The organism is Microcoleus sp. Pol11C3 (assembly GCF_036701485.1).
Classification (GTDB): domain Bacteria; phylum Cyanobacteriota; class Cyanobacteriia; order Cyanobacteriales; family Microcoleaceae; genus Microcoleus.
The window spans coordinates 76,065-99,347 of record NZ_JAUBQW010000005.1 but is presented as its reverse complement, the minus strand read 5'-3'; the positions used below and the strand labels follow the sequence as shown (position 1 = coordinate 99,347).

General features: G+C 44.9%; 20 protein-coding genes. 16 read left to right on the top strand and 4 right to left on the bottom strand.

Features of this window, described 5'->3' with window-relative positions; genetic code table 11:
* Positions 1–151: 151 nt before the first annotated feature.
* The 3 genes from QUA40_RS03070 to rseP all read right to left on the bottom strand — a co-directional run bounded on the left by QUA40_RS03070 (position 152) and on the right by rseP (position 2,899).
* Positions 152–445: a hypothetical protein gene (locus QUA40_RS03070; RefSeq protein WP_333121680.1), complete on the bottom strand. Its 294-nt coding sequence runs from the start codon at positions 443–445 to the stop codon at positions 152–154.
* Positions 446–942: 497 nt separating this feature from the next.
* Entirely contained in the window at positions 943–1,587 is a 645-nt protein-coding gene (gene nth / locus QUA40_RS03065; protein ID WP_333121678.1) for an endonuclease III, read from the bottom strand.
* Between the two features lie 217 nt (positions 1,588–1,804).
* On the bottom strand, positions 1,805–2,899 hold the full coding sequence (gene rseP / locus QUA40_RS03060; RefSeq protein ID WP_333121677.1) for an RIP metalloprotease RseP: 1,095 nt from the start codon (positions 2,897–2,899) through the stop codon (positions 1,805–1,807).
* 60 nt (positions 2,900–2,959) lie between these two features.
* On the opposite strand from rseP, the gene QUA40_RS03055 reads away from it, so the two are divergent.
* From QUA40_RS03055 to QUA40_RS03030, 6 genes are all read left to right on the top strand, one after another.
* Entirely contained in the window at positions 2,960–3,157 is a 198-nt protein-coding gene (locus QUA40_RS03055) for a hypothetical protein (RefSeq protein ID WP_333121676.1), read from the top strand.
* Entirely contained in the window at positions 3,154–3,831 is a 678-nt protein-coding gene (locus QUA40_RS03050; RefSeq protein WP_333121674.1) for an ATP-dependent Zn protease, read from the top strand. The genes QUA40_RS03055 and QUA40_RS03050 overlap by 4 nt, the downstream gene beginning before the upstream one ends.
* 110 nt (positions 3,832–3,941) lie before the next feature.
* Positions 3,942–4,493: a hypothetical protein gene (locus tag QUA40_RS03045; protein WP_333121673.1), complete on the top strand. Its 552-nt coding sequence runs from the start codon at positions 3,942–3,944 to the stop codon at positions 4,491–4,493.
* Positions 4,494–4,665: 172 nt separating this feature from the next.
* Positions 4,666–5,223, top strand: coding sequence for a Uma2 family endonuclease (locus QUA40_RS03040; protein ID WP_333121672.1), 558 nt, complete (start codon positions 4,666–4,668; stop codon positions 5,221–5,223).
* A gap of 217 nt (positions 5,224–5,440) precedes the next feature.
* Positions 5,441–6,868: an MFS transporter gene (locus QUA40_RS03035; RefSeq protein ID WP_333121671.1), complete on the top strand. Its 1,428-nt coding sequence runs from the start codon at positions 5,441–5,443 to the stop codon at positions 6,866–6,868.
* Positions 6,869–8,074: 1,206 nt separating this feature from the next.
* Positions 8,075–10,432, top strand: a complete 2,358-nt coding sequence (locus QUA40_RS03030) for a polysaccharide biosynthesis tyrosine autokinase (protein ID WP_333121669.1) — start codon at positions 8,075–8,077, stop codon at positions 10,430–10,432.
* A 215-nt stretch (positions 10,433–10,647) separates the two neighbouring features.
* On the opposite strand, the gene QUA40_RS03025 is transcribed toward QUA40_RS03030, so the two are convergent.
* Positions 10,648–13,107, bottom strand: coding sequence for a CBS domain-containing protein (locus tag QUA40_RS03025; protein WP_333121667.1), 2,460 nt, complete (start codon positions 13,105–13,107; stop codon positions 10,648–10,650).
* Between the two features lie 268 nt (positions 13,108–13,375).
* Here QUA40_RS03025 and QUA40_RS03020 point away from each other — a divergent pair, with 268 nt between their 5' ends.
* The 10 genes from QUA40_RS03020 (at position 13,376) to QUA40_RS02975 (ending at position 23,273) form a co-directional block, all read left to right on the top strand.
* On the top strand, positions 13,376–14,050 hold the full coding sequence (locus tag QUA40_RS03020; RefSeq protein WP_333121665.1) for a HEAT repeat domain-containing protein: 675 nt from the start codon (positions 13,376–13,378) through the stop codon (positions 14,048–14,050).
* 177 nt (positions 14,051–14,227) lie between these two features.
* Positions 14,228–14,482, top strand: a complete 255-nt coding sequence (locus tag QUA40_RS03015; protein WP_333121664.1) for a hypothetical protein — start codon at positions 14,228–14,230, stop codon at positions 14,480–14,482.
* A gap of 233 nt (positions 14,483–14,715) precedes the next feature.
* Positions 14,716–15,831 carry an inorganic phosphate transporter gene (locus tag QUA40_RS03010; RefSeq protein WP_333121663.1) on the top strand — a complete coding sequence of 372 codons (1,116 nt, stop codon included), beginning with the start codon at positions 14,716–14,718 and terminating at the stop codon, positions 15,829–15,831.
* Positions 15,832–15,970: 139 nt separating this feature from the next.
* Positions 15,971–16,312 (top strand): metalloregulator ArsR/SmtB family transcription factor, encoded by a 342-nt coding sequence (locus tag QUA40_RS03005; RefSeq protein WP_333121662.1) that lies wholly within the window; start codon positions 15,971–15,973, stop codon positions 16,310–16,312.
* A gap of 104 nt (positions 16,313–16,416) precedes the next feature.
* Positions 16,417–17,121 (top strand): MIP/aquaporin family protein, encoded by a 705-nt coding sequence (locus QUA40_RS03000; protein ID WP_333121661.1) that lies wholly within the window; start codon positions 16,417–16,419, stop codon positions 17,119–17,121.
* Positions 17,122–17,128: 7 nt separating this feature from the next.
* Complete coding sequence (arsH, locus tag QUA40_RS02995; protein WP_333121659.1) at positions 17,129–17,788, top strand: arsenical resistance protein ArsH; 660 nt, start codon at positions 17,129–17,131, stop codon at positions 17,786–17,788.
* Between the two features lie 50 nt (positions 17,789–17,838).
* On the top strand, positions 17,839–18,234 hold the full coding sequence (arsC, locus tag QUA40_RS02990) for an arsenate reductase, glutathione/glutaredoxin type (RefSeq protein WP_333121658.1): 396 nt from the start codon (positions 17,839–17,841) through the stop codon (positions 18,232–18,234).
* Positions 18,235–18,528: 294 nt separating this feature from the next.
* Entirely contained in the window at positions 18,529–19,515 is a 987-nt protein-coding gene (arsS, locus tag QUA40_RS02985; protein WP_333121656.1) for an arsenosugar biosynthesis radical SAM (seleno)protein ArsS, read from the top strand.
* A gap of 120 nt (positions 19,516–19,635) precedes the next feature.
* Positions 19,636–20,364, top strand: coding sequence for a TVP38/TMEM64 family protein (locus QUA40_RS02980; protein WP_333121654.1), 729 nt, complete (start codon positions 19,636–19,638; stop codon positions 20,362–20,364).
* Between the two features lie 440 nt (positions 20,365–20,804).
* Positions 20,805–23,273 carry an ATP-binding protein gene (locus tag QUA40_RS02975; protein WP_333121652.1) on the top strand — a complete coding sequence of 823 codons (2,469 nt, stop codon included), beginning with the start codon at positions 20,805–20,807 and terminating at the stop codon, positions 23,271–23,273.
* The last annotated feature ends 10 nt before the right edge of the window (positions 23,274–23,283 follow it).

Below are 23,283 nucleotides of genomic sequence, written 5' to 3'. Positions count from 1 at the left end.
CTCGGCTCGGGCCAATGACGTGTAAGCAAACATCCTGGTTCTTAAACACCCACTCCCACTGATTTTGTCCGTTAACTCTCGCACTCGTTTCATCTGAACAAATTAATTTTGCCCGCCGCCACCGTTGTAGTATTTGACTTACTTGAGCGTCTCAACTGATTTTGACCTTCAAGAGCAAGTTGGCGATGGCACCAACTGAAATCTTTAGTCCCAAGACGGAGCCAAATATCGACGACAGCCGTTCGTAGCTGATGGCATGAGTGTAACAAAGATATGTGACTAAGCTTTGAATTGAACTGCCAAACGGTGAACCTGGTTCCATTCCCAATGGTACAGGTGCAATATTCTCAGCCTGAATGCAGGCACACTGACCACCATAACGTTCTATTCGGGTGACGATGGGGCGAATTGGGGGTATTTCGATTTTTTCGTAGACGGATTGCAATTTTTGTGCATCGGCGGTGACTTTCTCTCCACACTGGGGGCAACTTTTTAGTTGGGCGATGATTGTTTGGTCGGGAGGAGGATGTAGTTCTCTTCCCCCTCCTGCTCTTCCTAGGCTTCTTTGTCTTTTTATCCCCTCAATTTTCGATGGCTTAATGTTGGGCTTGAATCCTTTGGATGGTGGAGTGCTGGAATTTTTGCTAGTTTTTTTTGGAGATGGCTCTGGTTTTCCTTCGTAGGTGGCTCATGCTGCGCTAAGTTTTTTGCTCTCTTTCGATAGCTTTACTATCAAGGCTTCTTTTACCTCGTTCGATAGTTGGTTTAGGTCGGGGAGTTTTTCCATTCCTTTATATAATGTCTATCTCCTCTTCTTGTCAAGGGGGTTGAGCAATTAACATTTGTGCAACACCTAACTATTAGTAGAAGGGCACAAATCTGCAATAACTCAATATTTTTGTGGTACAGGCATCTTGCCTCTACTAAACATTGGTGCAACACCTAACTATTAGCAGAAGGACACAAATCTGCAAGTTCGCAAATATTGCAAGCCGGATTTCTCGCATTACAAACCGCCCTGCCGTGATAAACCAACCGAATCGACCAATTTTCCCAATCCGGCTGCGGCAACAATATCATCAAATCCCGCTCGATCCTTATAGGATCGGTATGTTCGGTCAATCCCAACCGCTGAGTCAAACGTTTGACGTGAGTGTCTACGGTCACGCCCATATTAATACCAAAAGCGTGAGCGAGAACGACATTAGCTGTTTTGCGGGCAACTCCGGGCAATTCCAGTAGCAGTTCCATCCGCTGCGGCACTTGATTGTTAAATTTATTGACGATCGCCTGACAAGCACCTTTAATATTTTTAGACTTATTGCGGTAGAAACCAGTCGATCGCACGAGACTTTCGAGTTCTTCTATATCAGCATTTGCCAAAGCCACCGCATCGGGAAAACGCTCAAACAAAGCCGGCGTTACCAGATTTACTCGCTCGTCCGTACACTGAGCCGAGAGAATCGTCGCCACCAGCAACTGCACGGGAGTTTCGTAGTTGAGAGTGCAAGGAGCTTCTGGATAGAGGCGTTTGAGTCGAATCAGAATTTCGAGCGATCGTTGTTTTAAACTTAACTTTTTAGTCATTAGTCAGTAGTCAGTAGTCATTAGTCATTAGTCATTAGTCATTTGTTATTTGTTTTTAACTTCCAGGCACGACCGGGGAGCCCATAACCAGAGGCTCTGCCTCGCTTGCGTAGGAAAAAAAGAAGATGGAAAAATAGGAAAATAGGAAAACGGAAAACTAGACATAATTCTTCCTTCTTCCTTCTTCCTTCTTCCTTCTTCCTTCTTCCTTCTTTTACTATTGCATGAAATTTCGCAAATCAAACCCAGCCAAATTAGCAGTATCGCGAATAATCAAGAAAACTCCCAAACCCAGCAACAACACCAAACCAGTCTGCATGACATTTTCCTGAATGCGGTTCGGCAGAGGCTTACCCCGCAGTCCTTCTATCAAGAGAAAAGCTAGCTGACCGCCGTCCAAAGCAGGTAAAGGCAAGATATTAATCACAGCCAAATTGATGCTAATTAGCACAGCATACTGAAACAAACTCGCAGCATCCGATTTGGCAATCCCTGCACCAATCGCCACAATCGCCACAGGCCCGGACAACTTGTCGGCAGTCTGGCTGAAATTGCTAAGTAACTGCCCGAAACCTTGAACCGTCAGCACCACAATCCGCTCAAATTCTTTGGCGGCCTTGCTAAACGCCTCTACAATTCCGGCCCGCTGCCGCACGACAGTGCCATTAGAAGTTAGCTGCACCCCAATGCGACCTTTGCCGTCGGGCGACAGTTCAGGAGTTACTGTCACCACAAATTTTTGTTCTTGGCGCTGAATTTCCAAAGCTAGGGGTTGGTTGGGATGATCTTGGATTGCTGTGACCAATAATTTGATTGCTTCGCGGGAAGCGCCCAATTCCTTGCCGTCAACAGACAGAACAACGTCGCCCGATCGAATTCCCGCTTGTTTCGCGGCCGAACTGACTTCTGCGGCTACCTCCGGGACTTTAACTCCCGGTAGGGAGTTCATTTCTGCCGCGCCGACAGTGCTCAATTGTACCACCAGCAGGAAATAAGCAAAAATTAAGTTGGCAATTACCCCTGCACTAATGACGATCGCCCGATCGAGCACGGGGCGATTTTTGAGCAAATTCGGGTCATTTGGGGGAATTGTACTCTCTGGATCGTCGTCCGGGAAACCCACGAAACCTCCCAGGGGAAAGGCGCGGAGGGCATACTCAGTTTCCGGGCCTTGGTACTTCCAGAGGATGGGCCCGAAACCGATGGAGAAGCGGTTGACGTGGATGTGTTGAAGTCTCGCCGCCAGGAAGTGGCCGAGTTCGTGAACGACAATCAAGATACCTAAAACTGCGATCGCTGCCAAAACTGACATGAAGGATTCCACTAACACTTTTACTGGACTTTGATTTATTTTAATATCTTTTTAATATAGGTGGCTTGGGAGCGACAATTTTCAGTCAAACTGGAAGATGGAGTTTTTGTCGGAAGTCCCGGGTGCTGCTATCGACCCGACGCTGCCAAACCGATCGCGCGATCGTACCTGAGTTTACCTCTAAAACCCATTCCCATTAACAATTCCCTATTACAAATTCCCCATTACCAATTCCCCATTACCAATTCCCAGTTATGAAAGACACTTCTTTGAATATTATCGCTATTTCTATCTTTGCCATCACCGTTTCAATATTGTTAGGGCCCCTATTCAACTTGCCAGAAGCCGTACCTGCGATCGCCACTTTTTGCCTGTTGGGGCTAGCCACCCTTGACAGTTTCCAGTGGCAAGGTCAAGGCGGTACTATTTTATTAGATTGGCTGGGGGGAAGTTCCAAACAAAAGCGAGATCGTATCCTTCACCACGAAGCAGGACACTTCCTAGTTGCCTACCTATTGGGAATTCCCGTAACCAGCTACGCCCTCAACGCTTGGGAAGCATTTAAACAAGGCCAAACAGCCCAAGGCGGCGTCCGATTTGAAGACGAACAATTAGCATCTCAACTCCAAAGTGGCACTCTTTCCGCCCAACTTTTAGACCAATACTGCACCGTGTGGATGGCCGGAATAGTCGCCGAAAAATTTGTTTACGGCAGCGCACAAGGAGGAGCCGAAGACCGCACCAAAATTAGTGCAATTTTAACACAACTGCGCCGTCCAAGTTCCGAGATTCAACTCAAACAAAACTGGGGTTTACTGCGAGCAAAAAACCTGATAGAAAGCCACCAATCAGCTTACGAAGCCCTAGTAGCAGCAATGGCAGAAAGAGCAACTGTTGCCGAATGCTGCGACATAATCCAACAAAAATTATAGGAAAAAGATTATGCACTCTTGCCTTATAAGCCCGGTTTTTCTGTAAACTTTTCCATCAAAAAAATACGTAGAAACCGAGTTTAAGAGCGTATTATAGGGAGTAAAAATTCATGTCAGAACCAAAAACTTTCCCCACAACACTGCAAACAGCGAACCCAAATACAGAAAAATTGTTGTGGCTGTTAGGTTTCCGGATCGATCCCGGCACCGAAATACCAAATCTATATACTCTAATTGTCTATGGAGAACAAGAGCCGCCCTTAGTAGCTGGCGGTCAACTTGTATTTTTTACCCGTCCCGAACTAGCGATTAACGCTCTCCAATTGTGCAATATCGATGTCAGCGAACTGGGAAAGCCACCCACACAAATAGACGCTATTTGCGACATTGCAGAAACGCTGTACTTGCTCGATGCCGAAGATTTTGACGAGTCAGCTACTATCCTCAACTGTTTGAACGCACTTTTCGATTTAGTGAAAGCTACGTTAATACCGATGCCAACTGAATACAAGCGCATACTTTATGATTTTGCAGACCATTTGAATATTGAGGAAGAGTTTGCAAGTTTTTTAGACGCAGAAGATATTCAGCGATCGGAGATTGTCAATGCTATTTTGTGGTGTGTGGGAGCAATTACAGCAAAATCTAGATTGCTGACATAGCAATTTTAGATTTTAGATTTTAGATTGGGGATTTTTGATTTAAAGTAGTCCGGAACTATACCAAAGAAACCGGGTTTTTCACCATTGTTAAATTCTCTAATCCAGTATTTTGATAAAAAACCAGGTTTCGGGCTTTAGGATAATAGATAATATCGCCAAAGGAAATTGTGCCATGACTGTAACAGATGTACGCTTGTGGACTGTAGACGAATACCGTCGCATGACCGAAACTGGCATTCTCAATCCCGATGAACGAGTCGAATTAATTGACGGACAAATTATTTCAATGAGTGCAAAAAATCCTCCCCACGCAGCAACTAATCTCTGTGCAGCCGACTATCTAAGAAGTCTGCTGGCAGGACTTGCTTTAATTCGCATTCAAGACCCGATCGCTCTAAGTTATAATTCAGAACCAGAACCGGATATTGCTGTAGTGCAAATCGACCCTCGGCTGTACCAAGATTTTCATCCCGCGCCCGACAATATTTTGTTATTAGTAGAAATAGCTGACACGACTTTAGAAACAGACCGCAAGCGGAAAGCACCGGCTTATGCTAAGGCGGGAATTACTGATTATTGGATACTGGATGTTAACACGCGGCAAGTTTATGTTTTTCGCGAACCGGGCGAGGCAAACTACCGACAAGAAACAGTATTTAATGAAGATGATGTTTTGTCAATGCTGGCATTTCCCGAAATAGAAGTTCAGATTTCGCAACTGTTTCCTTAAGTCTGTAGAGGCGGGTTTTACCAACAATAATTGTCTCAGACCAATAATCTCGTACACCTGCCCCCACCAACCTATCAATTACCAATTACCCAATTATCAATTACCGAATCTTCAAGCTAGTCCGAAACCCCACAAAAAACTTAGTATTAGAGCGTAGCGCGAGTTATACTCCTACTGGAAAGACTGTGACTGCCGAAAAATCCCGAAATCAAAGTTTATGAGCAACACTTCCGGGCCTCAACCAGCCGCCGACAACCCCGAAACAAAAAAACTCAGTTTTTCAACAAAATTAGCTTACGGTGCCGGCGACCTCGGCCCCGCGATTACTGCGAATGTTTTGGTATTTTTCCTGCTGTATTTCTTTACCAACGTCGCCGGTTTGGCTGCGGGTACTGCTAGCAACATTTTGCTGATCGGCAAGGTTTGGGACGCGATAAATGACCCGATTGTGGGGGTTTTGAGCGATCGCACATCTCACCGCTGGGGGCGCCGATATCCTTGGATGGTTTACGGGGCAATTCCTTTCGGCATCTTCTTCTTTTTGCAGTGGATTGTTCCCAGCAAAGATCCAACGATACTATTTTGGTACTATGTGGCGATCGGCATTTTGTTTAACACGGCCTACACCGCCGTCAACCTGCCTTACACCGCCCTCACCCCAGAAATAACCCAAGACTACAACGAACGCACTAGCCTTAACAGTTTCCGGTTTTCTTTCTCGATCGGCGGCAGCATTTTGTCACTAATTCTAGCGCAAATTATCTTTGCAATAGTTAAAGATGACATCCAAAAATACTTAATCTTAGGCGCACTATGTGCAGTAATCTCAGTATTGCCTTTGTACTGGTGCTTTTTGGGAACCCGCAAACACGTACTCTCTCAATTGCAAGAAAATCCAGTAGCAGACAATTCAACATCCTTGCCGGTGGGAGAACAGGTGCGGATTGCATTTAACAATCGCCCTTTTTTGTACGTAATTGGAATTTATCTCTGTTCTTGGCTGGGAGTGCAATTAACTGCTTCTATTTTGCCCTACTTTGTAATCGACTGGATGAAACTGCCGCCAGCAACTTTTACCCAAACTGCGATCGCAGTTCAAGGCACTGCACTCGCCATGTTATCTGTTTGGAGTAAAGTCAGCGAGCGATATGGCAAAAAAGCAGTTTATTTTATGGGCATGAGTTTGTGGATAATCGCACAAGCCGGACTATTTTTCCTGCAACCAGGACAAGTAGTCCAGATGTACCTGCTAGCAGTCATGGCAGGTGTCGGAGTTTCCACTGCTTATCTTATACCTTGGTCGATGATACCGGATGTCATTGAACTCGATGAGCTTCAAACAGGAGAAAGACGCGAAGGCGTTTTCTATTCGTTTATGGTACTGCTGCAAAAAATCGGATTGGCAGTGGGTTTGTGGTTTGTAGGCCAAGCATTAGAAAGAGCTGGATTTCTCGCCACTATTCAGGGACAGGCTGCGCCCGTACAGCCTGATTCGGCACTGTTTGCGATTCGAGTTGCGATCGGACCGCTGCCGACCATTGCTTTAATTGCTGGCATGATTCTCACATATTTTTACCCGATTAGTCGCGAAGTTCATGCAGAAATTTTGTTGAGAATTCGAGAAAAGAAAGCAGAGAATCAGTAAGGTTTAATCAGTAATGGGTAATTAGTAAAATCAAAAACTCACAACTACAAATTGCTAATCCGGGCATCTATAGCAATCCTCCCATTACTGGCGAACTCTTTCTCTTTTCCTCTCTTCTCTTCTTTTACGGATTTGTCATCTGCCTCTTTCATCGGTTCCTTCAAACAAAAAAAACCGTTTCGCGTTTCCCGAAAGGATTGCTATAGCTTGCTCGGATGGCGAATCGAGGAACCGCGTCCGACGGTGAGGACGTTTTTAATTGCTTAAATCCTTGCTTTTATTCCTTCTCGCTTCTTTCTTCAACATCCACCCGTTACATCCGTTCAATCCTCTCCAAGCGAATCCGTTGCCTTCCTTCCTTCTTCCTTCTGCTATAAAAGCGATAGTTTTAGTAATAGCCCAGGAACCCAGAAACCTAGTTTTTATACGAAAAAACCTAACATTGCTCCGCACCATCCCGAACGGTAGAAAAACCCCGAAGGCTGGAGTTGTTCGAGATGTCGATCGAGCTTGAGCTTACAAATTATTAAATTTTATGTCCGTAGCACACTATAGAGATTAGTTTGTGATATAATTGATAAACCTCAGTTAAGTCTATACACTTAATCAGTCATCCAGCTCCTCAAAAAGTTTATAATTAAAAGAAGAAACAGATTTTTCTCGGAAATTGATTCGATTAGTTGCCGTTCCCAAAAATCGGCTGAATGTGGCTAATTATATCTACATGGGAAATGCAAAAATTTTTAGCCGGTCAGTTAGCGCGTAAGTTAACAAGTGCTTTTGCCGTGAACTGCGAACCGAAAAATAGCATAGAGGACAAACCAATACCAGGGCCAGCGGTGGCTGAGGTGTTACGGTCAATTGTAAAAGTTTGGTAAAGTTATTGAACTCCCTGTCGCAAAGCTGAGCGATACCTTAAAAAGTTGGCTTCGTCGCCCCGGAACTCTAAATACAAACACAACGCAGCAGACTCAAATGCAGTCTGATATAACTCTCTAGCAGTTGTAAAAGAACTTTTGCCGCCGGCATAGCATAGGGATTTAGTTATTTTTGTATACTATGTGAAAGTAGTGAGAACTATTAGAAGGAAGTGGGTTCGACAAACCAATAATTTCCTGTGATATCCTTAAGCCAATGCTCAAAGTATCAACCCGAAGGCTCGCAGAAGAAAGCTGATTTTACCCACACAATATCCAAGAGGTCAACATGGAAAGAGAACAGGACGCTCATATCGTACCCATTAGCAGCCAGAGCCGACAGGTGCAGCAATTTTCCGTTGACGAGGGAGAAGAGTTAAGCGCGCAGCCTCAGAAAGGATTGAATCTAAAGCCGTTGTTGAGGACTTTTCAGCGACAAGCCCTAATCATTATTGGGATTATAGGTCTAGTAGGCGTTGGAGCTGTTTATCAGATCAAGGGAGGCAAGAAAACATATCAAGGCGATTTTCGGATGCTAGTGGAACCCGTGACAACGGAGGCAAGAATTGCTGACCCCGCTGCCCTAGCCAATCGCGGCGAGGGGGGGGGAGTGCCTAATCGAGATTTTTTTAGTTTGGACTACGCAACTCAACTTGAAATTCTCAAGAGTCCTCAGATGCTTTCTGCTATTGCCAAACAAGTCCAAAAACGATATCCCGAAGTTACCGAGGAAATTCTTGAAAAAGGATTAGTCGTTTTGCGGATGGGAGAAAATGAGATGACGCTGACTAAAATTTTGCAAGTTCGCTTCCTAGGGACTGATCCTAAATTAGTTGAGTTCGTTTTACAAGAAACTAAAAAGAAATATTTAAAGTACAGTCTTGACGAACGCAAGACTCGGATTGGTGAAGGTGTTAAATTTATTGAAGACCAGCTTCCGGGACTCAATAAGCGCGTAAACACCCTGCAATCGGAGTTACAGGTGATACAGGAGAAGCAAAAGATTACCGATCCTAAAGAACAAGGAGCGCAATTAATCCAGCAAGTTCGTACGGTAGAAACTTTAGAGTTAGACACTCAAAGGCTACTGCAAGAACAGAAAACGCTGTACGCTAACTTGCAAAAACAATTAGATTTTACACCAAATGAAGCTATTGCCGCTTCAGCTTTAAGCGAAGAACCTCAATATAAAGAGTTGCTGACCAAGGTTAAGGAAGTAGAAGGTCAGATTGCTGTAGAAACAGCTCGTTTTAAATCTGCTAACCCTATAGTGGAAGCTTTAGAGCGCAAACGGGCAAATTTAGCAGCTTTGCTCAACCAGCAAACTGATCGAATTTTGGGGCAAAATTTAGTAGGCACCCAAGCTGATTCTAAAGTTCAGAATTTTCAAAACTCTATTCGCATAGGCTTAATTAAACAATTGGTTGATACTGCTAACCAAGTTGAAGTCTTAGAAGCTCGCCTTCAAGCAATCACCCAAACTAAAAACAATTTAAACAGGCAAGCAACAGAATTCCCCACCATAGCCCGCCGCTACAACGAACTGCAACAGCGATTAGAAGTAGCCACCCGCACCCGCGATCAACTTTTAAGCCAGCGGGAAACTCTGCGCGTCCAAGCCGCTCAAAGCCAAGTACCTTGGGAAATAATTTCTGAACCAGGCATACCCCGAGATGCGAAGGGCAACCTAATTCCTGTTCCATCCAAAGCTAAAAACAAATTAGTGATGGCAGTTGTTGGGGCGCTAGTTTTGGGTCTGGGAGCTGCTATCCTCATTGAAAAGTTCCGCAATATTTTCTACTGTGCTGATGACGTTAAAGATGCGGTTGAAGCGCCTTTATTGGGAGCAATTCCTCTTGACAAAAATGCTAAAAAATTTCCCCCTTCTATTGCTAATGCCTATACTTATCTTGAAGGAAAAGAGGGTAATAAGAAAAATGCTGCGGAATTTATAGAAGCTTTTGACTCTCTTTATACTAATATCCGCTTTCTTTCTTCAAATCGAACGATTAGCTCTTTGGCAATTGGTTCGGCTACAGTTGGCGAAGGCAAATCTACCATTGCTTTAAACTTAGCTTACGTCGCAGCGCTGGCAGGTCAGCGAGTGCTGTTAGTAGACGCGAATTTGCATTCGCCCAGTCTGCACTTGCTGTTGGAACTGCCTAATGTCAAGGGATTGAGCAACTTGCTCGACAATAAAAACGAACCAAATGAAATTATCCAACGATCGCATCTAGCAGATAATCTTTTTGTATTAACTGCCGGTCTCCCGGAGCCTGGTACTGCCAGACGGCTGGCATCATCTCAGATGCAGTATTTAATGGAAGAACTTCAGGCAAAATTTGACTTAGTTATCTATGATACGCCGCCGCTGGCGGACAGTAAAGATGCGAATTTTTTAGCGGCGCGCACCGATGGCATACTGATGGTTGTAGCAATTCGCCAGGTTCCCTTTTCTTTAGTCCAAAAAGTTTTCAGTCAATTAGAAAATTTTGGCATACCATGCTTGGGCACAGTTGCGAATCATGCCTCTAAACGCAAGAAGTATCCAGCATCTAGATCATCAGTTGTTGAAGATAAAAATGAATATTTGAATTTGACACCAGCACCGTCTCGTATCCGCAAACTAGCTCCTAAAAAAGAGTAACACCCAACAAAGCTGACACCCAAAAAAGGATACAAGCCCCCGACACGAGTCATGGAACTCCCAAAATTTTAGACTCTTGTTCCAGCTCCAAGATTCATCTGTGGAGTAAATCGAAAATCGAAAATCGTTCGACTGAGCGCGACTTAATGCTCGCGCTCGCCGAACCTCTTAGGCCGAAGTCTAAAATCTAAAATCTAAAATTGACTCATGGCCGATTAATTTCCATCCGGGTTGGTAGGAAATGTGACGGTAAAATTAGTCCAGCCATTCCTGCTTTCAACCTCAATTTTTCCCTGCAACTGTTCGACAAGTTTTTGAACCAAAGCTAAACCCAAACCTGTACCTCCTTGTTTCCAAGGATCGGCGTTGGGAACTCGATAAAATTTCTCAAAAATTCGAGGCAATTCCTCTATGGAAATCGACGATTGATTGCTGAGTGTAAATTGGATTTCTGAAGCCACAGCACTTGCTTGTCGCGAATTTGTCCTTTGTCCTCCTTGTTCGCCGTCTCCGTTTTTGCACTCGACTTTCAGAGAAATTTCGCCGTCATTAGCCGTATATTTGCAGGCATTGTTGAGGAGTTCGGCTAAAATTCGTCCCAAACTAGCGCGGTTGGAACTGATCGTGGGGAGGTGGCGAGCCCACTCTACTCGCAAATGCTGGTGGCGATCCTGGGCCCTGGTGTAAAACGGGTCGATAATAGTAGGCAGCCAGACTTCTAAGTTTACTGGTTCGAGGTCGATCGGACAAGTTGCCGCTTCGAGCCGCTGCAAATCTAGCAAAGCATTAATCAAATCTGTTTCTCTAGTACATTCTGTTTCTAAAATTTCTAGATAAATCTGGCGTCGATCTGGTGTGGGAGAAATTCTCAACATATGAATAGCCATTTTTATATTAGCTAAAGGCGTCCGCAGTTCGTGAGAAACGGTGCTGAGAAATTCATCTTTGAGGACGTTTAAATGCTGGAGTTCGTGAACTTTTTGCTGCAATTCGGCGGTGCGTTCTTGGACTTGGCGTTCGAGGTCGGTGTTGAGATTTTGGACTTGCTGATAGAGTTGGGCTTGCTGAATGGCGATCGCGATTTGAGTTGCCAGTTGCAGCAGCAAATCCACTTCCGAAGGTTGCCACTGACGGGATTGGGAACACTGATGGACACACATCATCCCCCACAAATTGCCGTCTTGCAAAATTGGTACAATCAAATAAGCTTTGATTTGGGCTTGCTGGAACCGGGCATATTTTTCGGCGGTCAAACAGGCTTGGTCGATGTCGGGGACGGCATAAATTTCCTGTTCGATCACGGAAGCAGATTCTTGCCAAATATTATCCGGCATGATTTCTCCCAATATTGAAAGCCAATTTTCGGCAACGGATTCTGCCACTACAATGCCGTAATTGCTGGACTCTAAATGCAGGATTGCTACTCGGTCAGCTTGCAAAACTTGGCGGACTTCATCGACGCTGCCGTGGAGAATTTCTTCGAGGTTTAAGGATTGGTGAATCCGCAAGGAAATGTGAGTTAACAGCCGATCTCGCTGCAATTGTTCATGGAGTTTTGCAGTCCGTTCCCGCACCTGCTGTTCCAGTTTGGCGTTACGGCTTTGCAGCAGTTCCACTTTTTCGGCTTGCAATTGATAAACCGACTGCTGCAACTGTTTGACAACTCGGTACATTTCGGTGGGATCGAGGACTCTGAGCAAGCTGGTCTGAGTAATAATCCCCAACAGTTCTCCGCGCGCCCCGCACACGACCAACCGCTGCACTTGTTGCTGCTGCATTTCTTTGTGCGCCGTCCACAGGGAATCGGAAGGTTGAAGAAATTGCAGGGGAGTTCTCATGACTTTTTGAGCTGGGGTTTGCTCGAAATTTAGTTCTAGAAACTGTGCCTGCACGATGTCGTATTCGGTAAGAATTCCCAGAGGTTGGTGAAAGGAATAGTGAAAAATGGAGGTATAGTCATCTTTGGGCTTCTCCATTGTTAATTCTTTGTTTTTTGTAATGACTACACAACTGACTTGATGCTCTGACATCAGTTCGGTTATGGTCAGCAGCGAGGCGGTGTGGGGCGCTGTAATTGGCGTAGTCATTAATTCTGCTACCCGCCGCAATTTAAGAATGTTTGAAGGCTGCAATACTTGGCGAATTCTTTCCCGCGTCAGCACTCCTACCAAGTGGCCCAATTGATTGACGATCGGCAAATAGCGAATCTTGTGCTGGCGAAATAAGGATAAAGCGGTAAACACGTCTTGGTCATCGGATTCTGTGAGGGAAACCGACACCGGGGACATCACTTCGGAAATTGGTATTTTGTGCAGGGCTACTTTGTGCTGGTTGTCTATTGTGCCAGAAGCTATCAGCCTCACTAGGTCGGCGGGAGTTAATATGCCGATTAACAGTCCGCGGCTGGGGTTGTCGGATAAGTTGCCTGTGGTAATAGTCTGCTGGTTCTGCACGACGAACACGCAGCGGGCCCGCACCTTTTCCGCCACTGATGTTTCGGTCATCGCCCCCCGGTCTGAGGGTACAGGTGTTTTGACTAGGGGACAACTGTTTTGCAACTTACTCATCAGGGCGATCGCCACTGCTAAGGAAGTTTCTGGCCCGGCAGTGAGGGGGTAGCGATCGATCGCTTGTTCTAAGGCTGAGGAGTAAAAGGGCGGGTGGTAAAAGGGCATAGTTGATTGCAGGTTGTCAGAGGGCGGCTAACTATCGGGCAAAGCCTTGGGGAACGGCAGAAACACCTCGCCTGTGCTTGGGATTTAAATAATAAACTTTCTAATTAATTATTTCCACGCAATCTGAGCTTTAGATTAATCGTCTCACTAATCCGCAATCTTACTCCTCTCAAATCCTTGGGCGGTTTTTACTGCCTGCTTTTCCCCTGAGACTCCCCTATAATCAAAATAACCCGAATGTAAAGTTTTACTACAAGATTTATCCATAATGACAACTTTAAGCTTAGAGCAAATTGCCGCCAAGTTAGAAAGCGAAAATTCAGCCGATCGAATGGTGGCTTTGGCCAACTTGCGGAACGTGCCTGCCGCCGAGGCGGTACCTTTGATTAAAAAGGTGTTGAACGACGAAAGTTTGCAAGTGCGATCGATGGCTGTGTTTGCTCTTGGGGTCAAACCGACTGCTGAGTGCTATCCTATTCTAGTCAAATTGCTAGAAACTGACCCTGATTACGGCATTCGCGCTGACGCTGCGGGTGCTTTGGGCTATCTGGAAGATATCAGAGCTTTTGAGGCTTTGGTGCGGGCTTTTTACGAAGATACTCAATGGCTGGTGCGCTTCAGCGCTGCTGTTTCTCTGGGAAATCTCAAAGATCCCCGGGCTCGCGATGTGCTGCTGAAAGCTCTCGACAGCGAGCAAGTGGTGATCCAGCAGGCGGCAATTTCGGCTTTGGGGGAAATTAAAGATATTGGGGCGATCGATCGCATTCTCAATTTTGCTCAGTCGGAAGATTGGCTGATCCGCCAGAGGCTGGCTGAAGCTTTGGGCAATTTGCCGAGTGTTAAGAGCGTTTCGGCTTTGAAATACTTAGAAAAAGATAGTAATTCTCAAGTATCTCAGGCGGCCACAATTTCTCTCGATCGCCTGTCAAAAGCAGAAGCGTGACATAAAACTTTTAGTATCTTGAAAAACCCGGTTTATTCAATAAACCGGGTTAATCCGTATTTTAGCAATCTTAATAAAATTTAGAGAGTATTCAGTAAAACCAGAATGTATTATTTAAGCTGCGAGGCTAAATCGCAAGTTAAAATAGTTGTCGATCTCCTTTAACCCAAACTAACCATGAATCAAGCGCCCAATCCCTTTAACTCAAATCCCTCCAATCCCCTAGACCCCTTGGAGCAAGAACTTGACGAGCAAGGTGAAGCATTGCCGAGACAGTACCACCCAGCTACTAAAAAAACTCTGCAAAAAGTCTTTATCATTCTGGTAGTTGTTGGGGTAATCATTGGGGGAATTCTATCTATAGGGGTGATTTCGCTCATGCACAAAGCCGGACTGACAGATGTGCCGCCGCGGGTACAGACTCCGAAGTGAATGGGTGGGGTGAGCGTACTGTCCGCGCTCGCCGATCCTTAATTATAGTATGGTTCAATATCGTGCCCATGTTGCTGGCGCGAAATTAAGATGCGATCGCTCGCCTTCCAAAGAAATCTTAATATTTTTCTTATTTTATTTGAGGCAACTGTGTCTATACAATCAAATTCGGTGCCGTAGCGGTCCCGGCCAAAAACAGTTTTAAATAAACCATACTTATTCTGAGTAAGAGAATGTTACTTATTGCTCTATTTATCGCCACGTTTTTTTTAGCATACTCCAATGGTGCTAATGATAATTTTAAAGGCGTGGCGACACTGTTTGGCAGTCAGACGACGAACTATAAAACAGCTATTGGTTGGGCAACGCTCACAACTTTAGCCGGTTCAGTATTTTCTATTTTTATAGCAGAAACGCTGGTAAAAAGCTTTTCGGGAAAAGGATTAGTGCCAGACGCGATCGCCAATGGTCAAGATTTTCATTTAGCAGTCGCGATCGCTGCGGGTTTAACCGTCATTCTTGCTACCTTAACTGGGTTCCCTATTTCCACAACTCACGGTCTTACAGGCGCTCTTGTAGGTGCAGGTTTAGTAGCAATTAGTACCGAAGTTAATTTTACAGCATTGCAGAAAACTTTTCTAATGCCTTTGTTGCTAAGTCCGATGATTGCGGTGCCATTAGGAGCTTTAATTTATGGGTTGTCTCGCTACCTGCGAGTTTATTTAGGAATCGAGAAAGAATGGTGTATTTGCGCTGGTCAAACTCAACAGATTATTCCCATTCCCCAACCAGATGGAACTAACATAATTAAGTGCATCACAACCGCTGATGTTGCAGTCGATTCTCTAGATAAATGTACGCAAAGGTACCGGGGAAAATTCTTGGGAGTCACCAGCCAAAAAATAGTGGACGCTTGCCATTTTATCAGTGCGGGAATCGTCAGTTTTGCCAGAGGATTGAACGATACTCCTAAAATTGTTTCGCTCATGTTAGTCGGTGAAGCGATATCTGTTCAATGGGGAAGTTTAGCAGTAGCTGTGGGTATGGCGCTCGGCGGTTTGTTGAATGCTAAAAAAGTTGCCGAAACAATGAGCAAAAAGCTTACAGCAATGAATACGGGTCAAGGACTTGCGGCTAACTTAGTAACTGGATTTTTAGTTATTTTTGCCAGTCGCTATGGACTTCCAGTTTCTACTACCCATGTTTCGGTAGGTTCAATCTTTGGTGTCGGATTGATTTCAAAAAAAGCTAATGTGCGCGTTTTCTATCAGATTCTACTATCATGGATTTTGACCTTGCCAATTGCTGCGGTAATCAGCGGCTGTGCTTACTGGGTGTTGCATCGGTAAGAGAATTAATCGTTAGTCCTAGAAGAGAAAGAGTTCGCGGTTGATTTGGGATTGCCATCAAAGGATAACCTTATGGAATCTAACGGCAAAAAAAAGAAATCGCGGCGGGAGTTTTTGAATAAAAAATTAAGGGTAATTTATGGTTAAAAATTCTACGATCGCGCTACCTGTTGCAAATAAATTGATTGCTGCTGGCTTTCACGCTCTTTCCGATCCTTTGCGGCTTCAGATTTTGGAGTTGCTGCGGGAACAGGAGTTGTGCGTGTGCGATTTGTGCGATCGACTTTCTGTCCCTCAGTCTAAACTCTCTTTTCACCTCAAAGCCTTGAAGGATGCAGCTTTAGTCCGCAGCCGCCAAGAAGGCCGCTGGATTTACTACAGCCTCAATTTAGCTCAGTTTGTCGCCCTCGAACAGTACCTCGCCGAATACCGCCGCTTCAGCCAGATCCTGCCGGCGCGCCCCTGTTCCGACGCGGGTTAACCCATCAACATTTCTTAATCACTCAAATACTGATATGGCTTGTTTGATGATTGACATATCAATTTTTATTGATATGATGGGGTGGAACCAATTAGTTGAGAGCGATGGATGCAACAGGTCAGAGATTAGCTTGTGATCGGCCAGATTGCAGGCGAGAGGCGATCGCGGAATTTCTAGGTACATTTATTTTGGTTTTTGCAGGCACCGGTGCGGTGATGGTTAACAAAACTAGCGCTGGCTCCGTAACTCATTTAGGCGTCAGTTTTGTATTTGGTGCAGTAGCAACTGCGATGATTTACGCCCTAGGACACATCAGCGGTGCACACTTTAATCCGGCCGTAACTTTAGGCTTTTGGGCGAGCGGTTTTTTCCCAAAATACAAAGTTTGGCCTTACGTTTTAGCGCAGTGTGCGGGTGCGATCGCAGCTTCTCAACTGCTGCTAATTACTTTAGGGGAAGTAGCAAATCTCGGTGCAACTATCCCTCTCAATGGTAACTGGTTGCAGTCTCTGATTTTAGAAACTGTTTTGACATTTATCTTAATGTTTGTTATCCTCGGTTCTGGATTAGATAGACGCGCTCACATCGGCTTTGCCGGGATAGCAATTGGGTTAACTGTAGGGTTAGAAGCTGCATTTATGGGGCCGATTACCGGAGCGAGCATGAATCCGGCACGGTCTCTCGGCCCGGCTTTAATTGGCGGTATTTGGAACCACCAGTGGGTTTACTGGGTTGCTCCTATCTGGGGAGCACAATTAGCAGTCGCAGTTTATCGGGAACTGTCTAACGGATTTCGGGATTTTAATTGAAAGTATCATGACAATTTTTACGCACAAACCGAGAATTTTGTTTCTATACGGCTCTTTAAGAGAGCGTTCTTATAGCCGCTTGTTAGCGGAAGAATCGGCGAGAATTATTGAGGATTTCGGTGCCGAAGTTCGATTTTTCAATCCTCTAGAATTGCCGATTTACGGCAGCGTTCCCGATACTCATCCGAAGGTTCAAGAGTTGCGGGAATTGAGCCTGTGGTCGGAGGGTCAAGTGTGGTCTAGTCCAGAAATGCACGGCAATATTACCGGGATTATGAAAAATCAAATTGACTGGATTCCTTTAAGTATTGGGGCCGTCAGGCCCACTCAAGGCAGAACTTTGGCGGTAATGCAAGTTAGCGGCGGTTCGCAATCTTTTAATGCAGTCAATACTTTGAGAATTTTGGGCCGCTGGATGCGGATGTTTACGATTCCGAATCAGTCTTCTGTTGCTAAAGCTTATCAGGAGTTTAATGAAGATGGGACGATGAAGGATTCGCCTTATCGCGATCGCGCGATCGACGTGATGGAGGAACTGTACAAGTTTACCTTGCTGTTGCGGGAGCAAACCGACTATTTGACCGATCGCTACAGCGAACGCAAGGAACAAGCCGCTAAAGAGGCGATCGCCCTAGCAAATCGCGCCCTTGAATTACCCGGTGGTTAGAAACCGCTGAAACCCCCACAACAACCAAGAACCAACAACTAACACAAACCATGAAAAAAGTAATGTTTGTTTGCAAAAGAAACTCCTGCCGATCGCAAATGGCAGAAGGATTCGCTAATACCATCGGAGCCGGCAAGATTGCAGTCACCAGTTCCGGGTTAGAATCAAGCAGAGTTCATCCGACAGCAATTCAAGTTATGTCAGAAATCGGCCTTGGCATCACCGATCAAACATCCAATTCATTAAGCGAATTTAATGCCGAAGACTACGACGCAGTAATTTCTTTGTGTGGCTGCGGCGTGAATTTACCCGAAGCGTGGGTATTGCGAGAAGTGTTTGAAGATTGGCAACTAGAAGACCCCGACGGACAACCCATCGAAACTTTTCACCGCGTTCGAGATGAAATTAAAGCACGAGTTGAAACATTAGTTGACTCTCTAAAGTAAGATTAGTGTCAAAATTAGAATTCTTGCCTTGTCGGTTTTAACTCAGCTCTTGCAGTATTGTCAATAAGCCTTTTATGAACAGGCAAGATGCCTGATCCACAACAAAATTCCTCTCCTGTGGAACAGGCATCTTGCCTGTTTTCAATAAGGGTGCAAGATGTGAGTTTCAATTAACTTTGTAGCGACCGTTAAAATTTGGATCTGTCGCATCCAAATAATTAGTGCTAAATTATGAGAGGCGTTCCGCCGGAACGCCTCTACATTCGTTGCGAGCAGAGACCAAAAGGTTAGCACATGATTCAGACAGCAGTCACGCCTTTCAAAAACAAAATTAACTCAGCTTTAACTAAAAAGCAGATTACAGTTTTACAAATTAATCTCGGTAAACGCTGCAACCTGGCTTGCACTCACTGCCACGTAGAAGCTAGCCCAAAACGAACAGAAGAACTTTCCCCGGAAATTTGCGACCAATTAATTGAAATCATTCGCCACTTTCCTCAAATTCAAACTGTTGATCTCACTGGCGGTGCTCCCGAAATGCTTTACGGTTTTAAACCGCTAGCGGAAGCTGCCAGGGCGGCAGGTAAAGAGGTAATTGTTCGTTCTAATTTGACGATTTACTTTGAAAAAGGTTTTGAAGATATTCCCGAATATTGCGCGCAGCACCAACTCAGAATTGTGGCGTCACTTCCCTGCTATCAAGCTGATAATGTGGACAAAATGCGCGGCAGCGGTGTTTTTGACAGTTCGATTCGGGGGCTGCAGAAGCTAAATCAGTTGGGATACGGGAAAAACCCAAATTTAACCCTGGATTTGGTGTACAATCCACAAGTGCCGGCAACAGACAAGTTTTCCCTAACACCGGAACAAGGCAAGTTAGAGCAAGATTACAAGGTTTATTTAGCCGAACATTTTGGGATTTGTTTTAATCAATTGTTCGCGATTACTAATTTGCCGGTGGGACGGACTAAGTTTCATCTGGAACATAAGAAACTCCACAAGCCTTATCTCGGGTTTTTGGAGGATAATTTTAATCCCGGTACTCTGGAACATTTAATGTGCCGTAACGAATTGTCGATCGACTATTTGGGCAATGTCTACGACTGCGATTTTAACCAGATGGAAAATCTGCCGGCGAAAACTGGCAGTGGGGAAAAGATAACTGCTGCTAAATTGCTCGAATCTGGCAGTTTAGATGTGATTCAAGAGGTGCAAACTGCTGCTTATTGTTATGGATGTACGGCAGGTTGCGGTTCTAGCTGCGGCGGTACTTTGATTTAATTTAAGGGAAAAGTTGCGCTTGATATCATCAATCGGATGAATACAGTAGGGACACGGCAGTGCGGTGTCCCTACCCTGGAAACGACGGTGTATGCAATGAATGAATGGGGAGTTTAGGTAATGAATGATTCGCGATCGCCCGGTGAAGAAAATCCGCCGCCATCAAATAGGTGGAAGCTGATTTTAGGGATTGGTTTAGCTGTGGCTTTGATTGTGGCGACTAAGTTTTTCAACTTCCAAGGAATTCTGAAAAATGCGCTGGAGTCGATCGCGAGTCTCGGCCCGTGGGGCCCGGCAGCTTTTATTGTAATTTACATTGTTGCAACGGTTCTATTTATCCCCGGTTCTTTGCTGACTCTCGGTTCTGGGGTTTTGTTCGGAGTCGTTGGTGGTTCGGTTTGTGTTTCCATCGGTTCAGTTTTAGGCGCAACTTGCGCTTTTTTAACAGGAAGGTATTTAACTCGCGACTGGGTTTCCAAACAGATAGAGGGCAATCAAAAATTTAAGGCGATCGACTCCGCAGTTGCCTCTGAAGGATGGAAAATTGTGCTGCTGACGCGGCTTTCTCCCATTTTTCCGTTTAATTTGCTTAACTATGCTTTTGGAGTCACGCAGGTATCTTTAAAAGACTATTTTTTGGCATCTTGGATCGGCATGATTCCTGGAACTGTCATGTATGTTTATATCGGTTCCCTGGCCGGGAGTTTGGCTGCACTCGGATCGCAAGGGCGATCGCGCACTGCTGCTGAGTGGGCTCTCTACGGCATTGGTTTGCTAGCAACGATCGCCCTCACCGTTTATGCAACCCGCTTGGCCAAAAAAGCTTTAGACGAAAAAATTTCCCCTTGAAACCACAGCGCAAATTGGTAAAATTGTCAATAGGGTTTTCCCCATACATTATAATACATTGCTAATTTAAAAAACTCCGTGTTTTCTCTGTGTTATTTACAATTATTTTGTTATACAAACGAGATAGATATTAAAGATATCGTAAAGCAGTTACCTCAATTAGGTAAACCGAAGGTCAAAATATAAAATTGATGCCAAAATAGAAAGCGACCACCCGACCAGAATAAAAATTGTTTGCCATCAGGAATGCAAATCATATCATTTTAGGTTTTAGATTAAAAGATTGAAAAATGGGGAAGGAGTGATGACTACCAGGGTTTGAATCTTGGCTACAGTTGCATTCTTTTCTTAAACTGCTCTCACTACTTGCCTAATATTAATTCTGCTGAAAGACGAACGACGAATGCCGTTTGAGAAATTTGACTTTGAGGGAACATTTGATGATGCAAAACCCAGCAAATCAAGCCGGATCTGTGTCTGCGCCGCCGCCCGACCAAGCAAAAAACCTACGCCACTTTTGGGACAACATCAGTAGTTCTGCTCAATCGCGGTGGCAGCAAGCGCACAGTCTTTGGCAGCACAGACGGCAGCGCCGCCATTTGCTGACCCTGCTAATTCTGGCCACCACCGCTTTAACCATTAGCACAACTGCTTGCATCAGCTATTTTTTTGTGCGTGGACTAATCCTCGACAATTTAAAGCAAATAGCACTATTAAAACTAGAAAAAGGCACCGACGAAATCGACCGCTGGCTCAGCACTCGCAAAGCAGAAATAGAAACCCTTGCTTACGATCCTACGGTTAACACTCTCAATTGGAAATTAGTCGAACCCCGGTTACAAGGAGAAATATACAGATTAAAAGAGTATTTCATTTTGTCATTAACTCAACCGGACGGCTCACTTATCAACACTTTAGGCAACCGGGCGAACAGTAAAGACCGCCAACACTTTCAAAAAGCAATGGCCGGACAGCTCAACGTTTCCGACCCGCTGATAAGCCGCACTACAAAAGTTCCGACGATCATCATTGCAGCTCCTATTTGGGCCTTACCTCCCGCTCCTAATAAAGTAATTGGAGTCCTATCGGGCAGCATTAAATTAGACCGAGTAACATCTGTTGCTAACAGCTTGCAGTACGGTTCCGACAGTTATGCTTTTGCGCTCAATTCACAAGGAGTGCCAATTGTTCATCCCAACAGTAACTTAATCGGAAACATCGACCGGCCAGGTCCAAGCTTTTTACAGTCACAAGACCCCGCACTCTCCACAATTGCGCGGCAGATGATCAACCGCCAGACGAACATCGAATTGGTAAAAATAGATAATAAATTGGTGTATGTGGCCTACGCACCCCTCAAGGAAGTTAACTGGTCGATGGCTTTAGTAATTCCCCGCGAAAATATTGAATCCCAACTGCAAGCATTAAATTTGCTGACATCGGTCGTGGCCGGACTGCTTGTCCCGGCAATGCTAGCAGCCATTTGGCTAATTTACTCCTCCGAAAACAATCGCGCTCAAGGGGAGCGAGAAGCCATGCTCAACCGGATTGCCGGACGCATTCGCGCTTCCCTGGAATTAGACCAAATCGTGCAAAGTACAGTCGAAGAAATAGTAAGTTTGCTGCACCTTGAACGGGCGGCTTTTGGTTGGTACAAACCGCAAGAAAAAATGTTACAAATTCTGTGGGAATGTTGCCCATCTGATTCTCCGACACAAGCCATAAAGTTTGAGCCTTACTTTCTCGAAAATGTGTTAGTACGGAGTGGTCAAGGCGAACCAATTATTCTTTCGAGCGACACTTGGGCGAAGGGTGTAACTCAACCGCCGGAACTTAAAGCTAATAGCTATTTAGCCGTACCTGTCCAGACTCAAAACCAGCCGCAGGGTTATTTAATTTGCAGCCACGTTACTCATTGGCTTTGGAGCCGGGAGGAAATCCAACTCTTAAAAGCGGTAGCAGACCAATTGGCGATCGCCATTACTCAATCTCACCTTTACAGTCAAACCCAAGACCAAGTAAAACGGCTCAATAGTGCCTTAAATGAACTGAAAAAAACTCAAACTCATTTAGTGCAGAGCGAAAAAATGTCTTCATTAGGTCAAATGGTGGCCGGGATAGCGCACGAAATCAACAACCCCGTTAACTTCATTTCGGCTAATTTGCCTCACACCAGCAAATATACTAAAGATTTATTAGAATTGGTGAGTTTATACAAACAAACATTCCCAGAGGTGCCGCCAGAAATCGCAGATTTTGCCGAAGAAATTGAGTTAGAATTTATCGAGGAAGATTTGCCGCATATATTGGATTCTATGAAAATAGGAACCGAACGCATTCGTAGCATCGTTCTTTCTTTGCGTAACTTTTCTCGCCTTGATGAATCTGACAAAAAGCAGGCGGATATTCACGAAGGTATAGAAAATACCTTGCTGTTGCTCTCCAACCGCATCAAAAATAGAATTTATATAGTCAAAAAATACGGAAAAGTGCCTTCAGTAGAGTGCTATCCGTCTCAGCTCAATCAGGTGTTTATGAACTTGCTGAGTAATGCGATCGATGCCTTGAACGAGGTCGATCGCCTGGATAAAATCATTACAATTTCCACGGGAGTAATTCGCGAACATGGCGGTAAATTTCTGAAAGTGGCGATCGCCGACAACGGCCCCGGCATTCCCGACAGCGTTAAAGACCAAATTTTTAACCCATTTTTTACTACTAAAGAGGTGGGAAAAGGCACGGGTTTGGGGCTAGCAATTAGCTACAAAATTGTAGTAGATGGACACGGCGGTAGCATCACCATTTCTCAACCTCCGGGCGGAGGCACGGAATTTTTGGTAAAAATTCCTATTAGTAACGAGCAACAAGAAGCAAGCAGGAAGAGGGAAGGAAGCCAACGGATTTTGTAACGGAGGTAAG

Excerpts from the sequence above, each read along its gene's own strand:
- arsH (WP_333121659.1), top strand. The coding sequence starts at position 17,129 with ATGACAATTTTTACGCACAAACCGAGAATTTTGTTTCTATACGGCTCT.
- QUA40_RS03005 (WP_333121662.1), top strand. The coding sequence starts at position 15,971 with ATGGTTAAAAATTCTACGATCGCGCTACCTGTTGCAAATAAATTGATT.
- QUA40_RS02980 (WP_333121654.1), top strand. The coding sequence starts at position 19,636 with ATGAATGATTCGCGATCGCCCGGTGAAGAAAATCCGCCGCCATCAAAT.
- QUA40_RS03020 (WP_333121665.1), top strand. The coding sequence starts at position 13,376 with ATGACAACTTTAAGCTTAGAGCAAATTGCCGCCAAGTTAGAAAGCGAA.
- arsC (WP_333121658.1), top strand. The coding sequence starts at position 17,839 with ATGAAAAAAGTAATGTTTGTTTGCAAAAGAAACTCCTGCCGATCGCAA.
- QUA40_RS03050 (WP_333121674.1), top strand. The coding sequence starts at position 3,154 with ATGAAAGACACTTCTTTGAATATTATCGCTATTTCTATCTTTGCCATC.
- rseP (WP_333121677.1), bottom strand. The coding sequence starts at position 2,899 with ATGTCAGTTTTGGCAGCGATCGCAGTTTTAGGTATCTTGATTGTCGTT.
- QUA40_RS03000 (WP_333121661.1), top strand. The coding sequence starts at position 16,417 with ATGGATGCAACAGGTCAGAGATTAGCTTGTGATCGGCCAGATTGCAGG.
- QUA40_RS03010 (WP_333121663.1), top strand. The coding sequence starts at position 14,716 with ATGTTACTTATTGCTCTATTTATCGCCACGTTTTTTTTAGCATACTCC.
- QUA40_RS02975 (WP_333121652.1), top strand. The coding sequence starts at position 20,805 with ATGATGCAAAACCCAGCAAATCAAGCCGGATCTGTGTCTGCGCCGCCG.
- QUA40_RS03030 (WP_333121669.1), top strand. The coding sequence starts at position 8,075 with ATGGAAAGAGAACAGGACGCTCATATCGTACCCATTAGCAGCCAGAGC.
- QUA40_RS03025 (WP_333121667.1), bottom strand. The coding sequence starts at position 13,107 with ATGCCCTTTTACCACCCGCCCTTTTACTCCTCAGCCTTAGAACAAGCG.
- QUA40_RS03015 (WP_333121664.1), top strand. The coding sequence starts at position 14,228 with ATGAATCAAGCGCCCAATCCCTTTAACTCAAATCCCTCCAATCCCCTA.
- QUA40_RS03045 (WP_333121673.1), top strand. The coding sequence starts at position 3,942 with ATGTCAGAACCAAAAACTTTCCCCACAACACTGCAAACAGCGAACCCA.
- arsS (WP_333121656.1), top strand. The coding sequence starts at position 18,529 with ATGATTCAGACAGCAGTCACGCCTTTCAAAAACAAAATTAACTCAGCT.
- QUA40_RS03040 (WP_333121672.1), top strand. The coding sequence starts at position 4,666 with ATGACTGTAACAGATGTACGCTTGTGGACTGTAGACGAATACCGTCGC.
- nth (WP_333121678.1), bottom strand. The coding sequence starts at position 1,587 with ATGACTAAAAAGTTAAGTTTAAAACAACGATCGCTCGAAATTCTGATT.
- QUA40_RS03035 (WP_333121671.1), top strand. The coding sequence starts at position 5,441 with ATGAGCAACACTTCCGGGCCTCAACCAGCCGCCGACAACCCCGAAACA.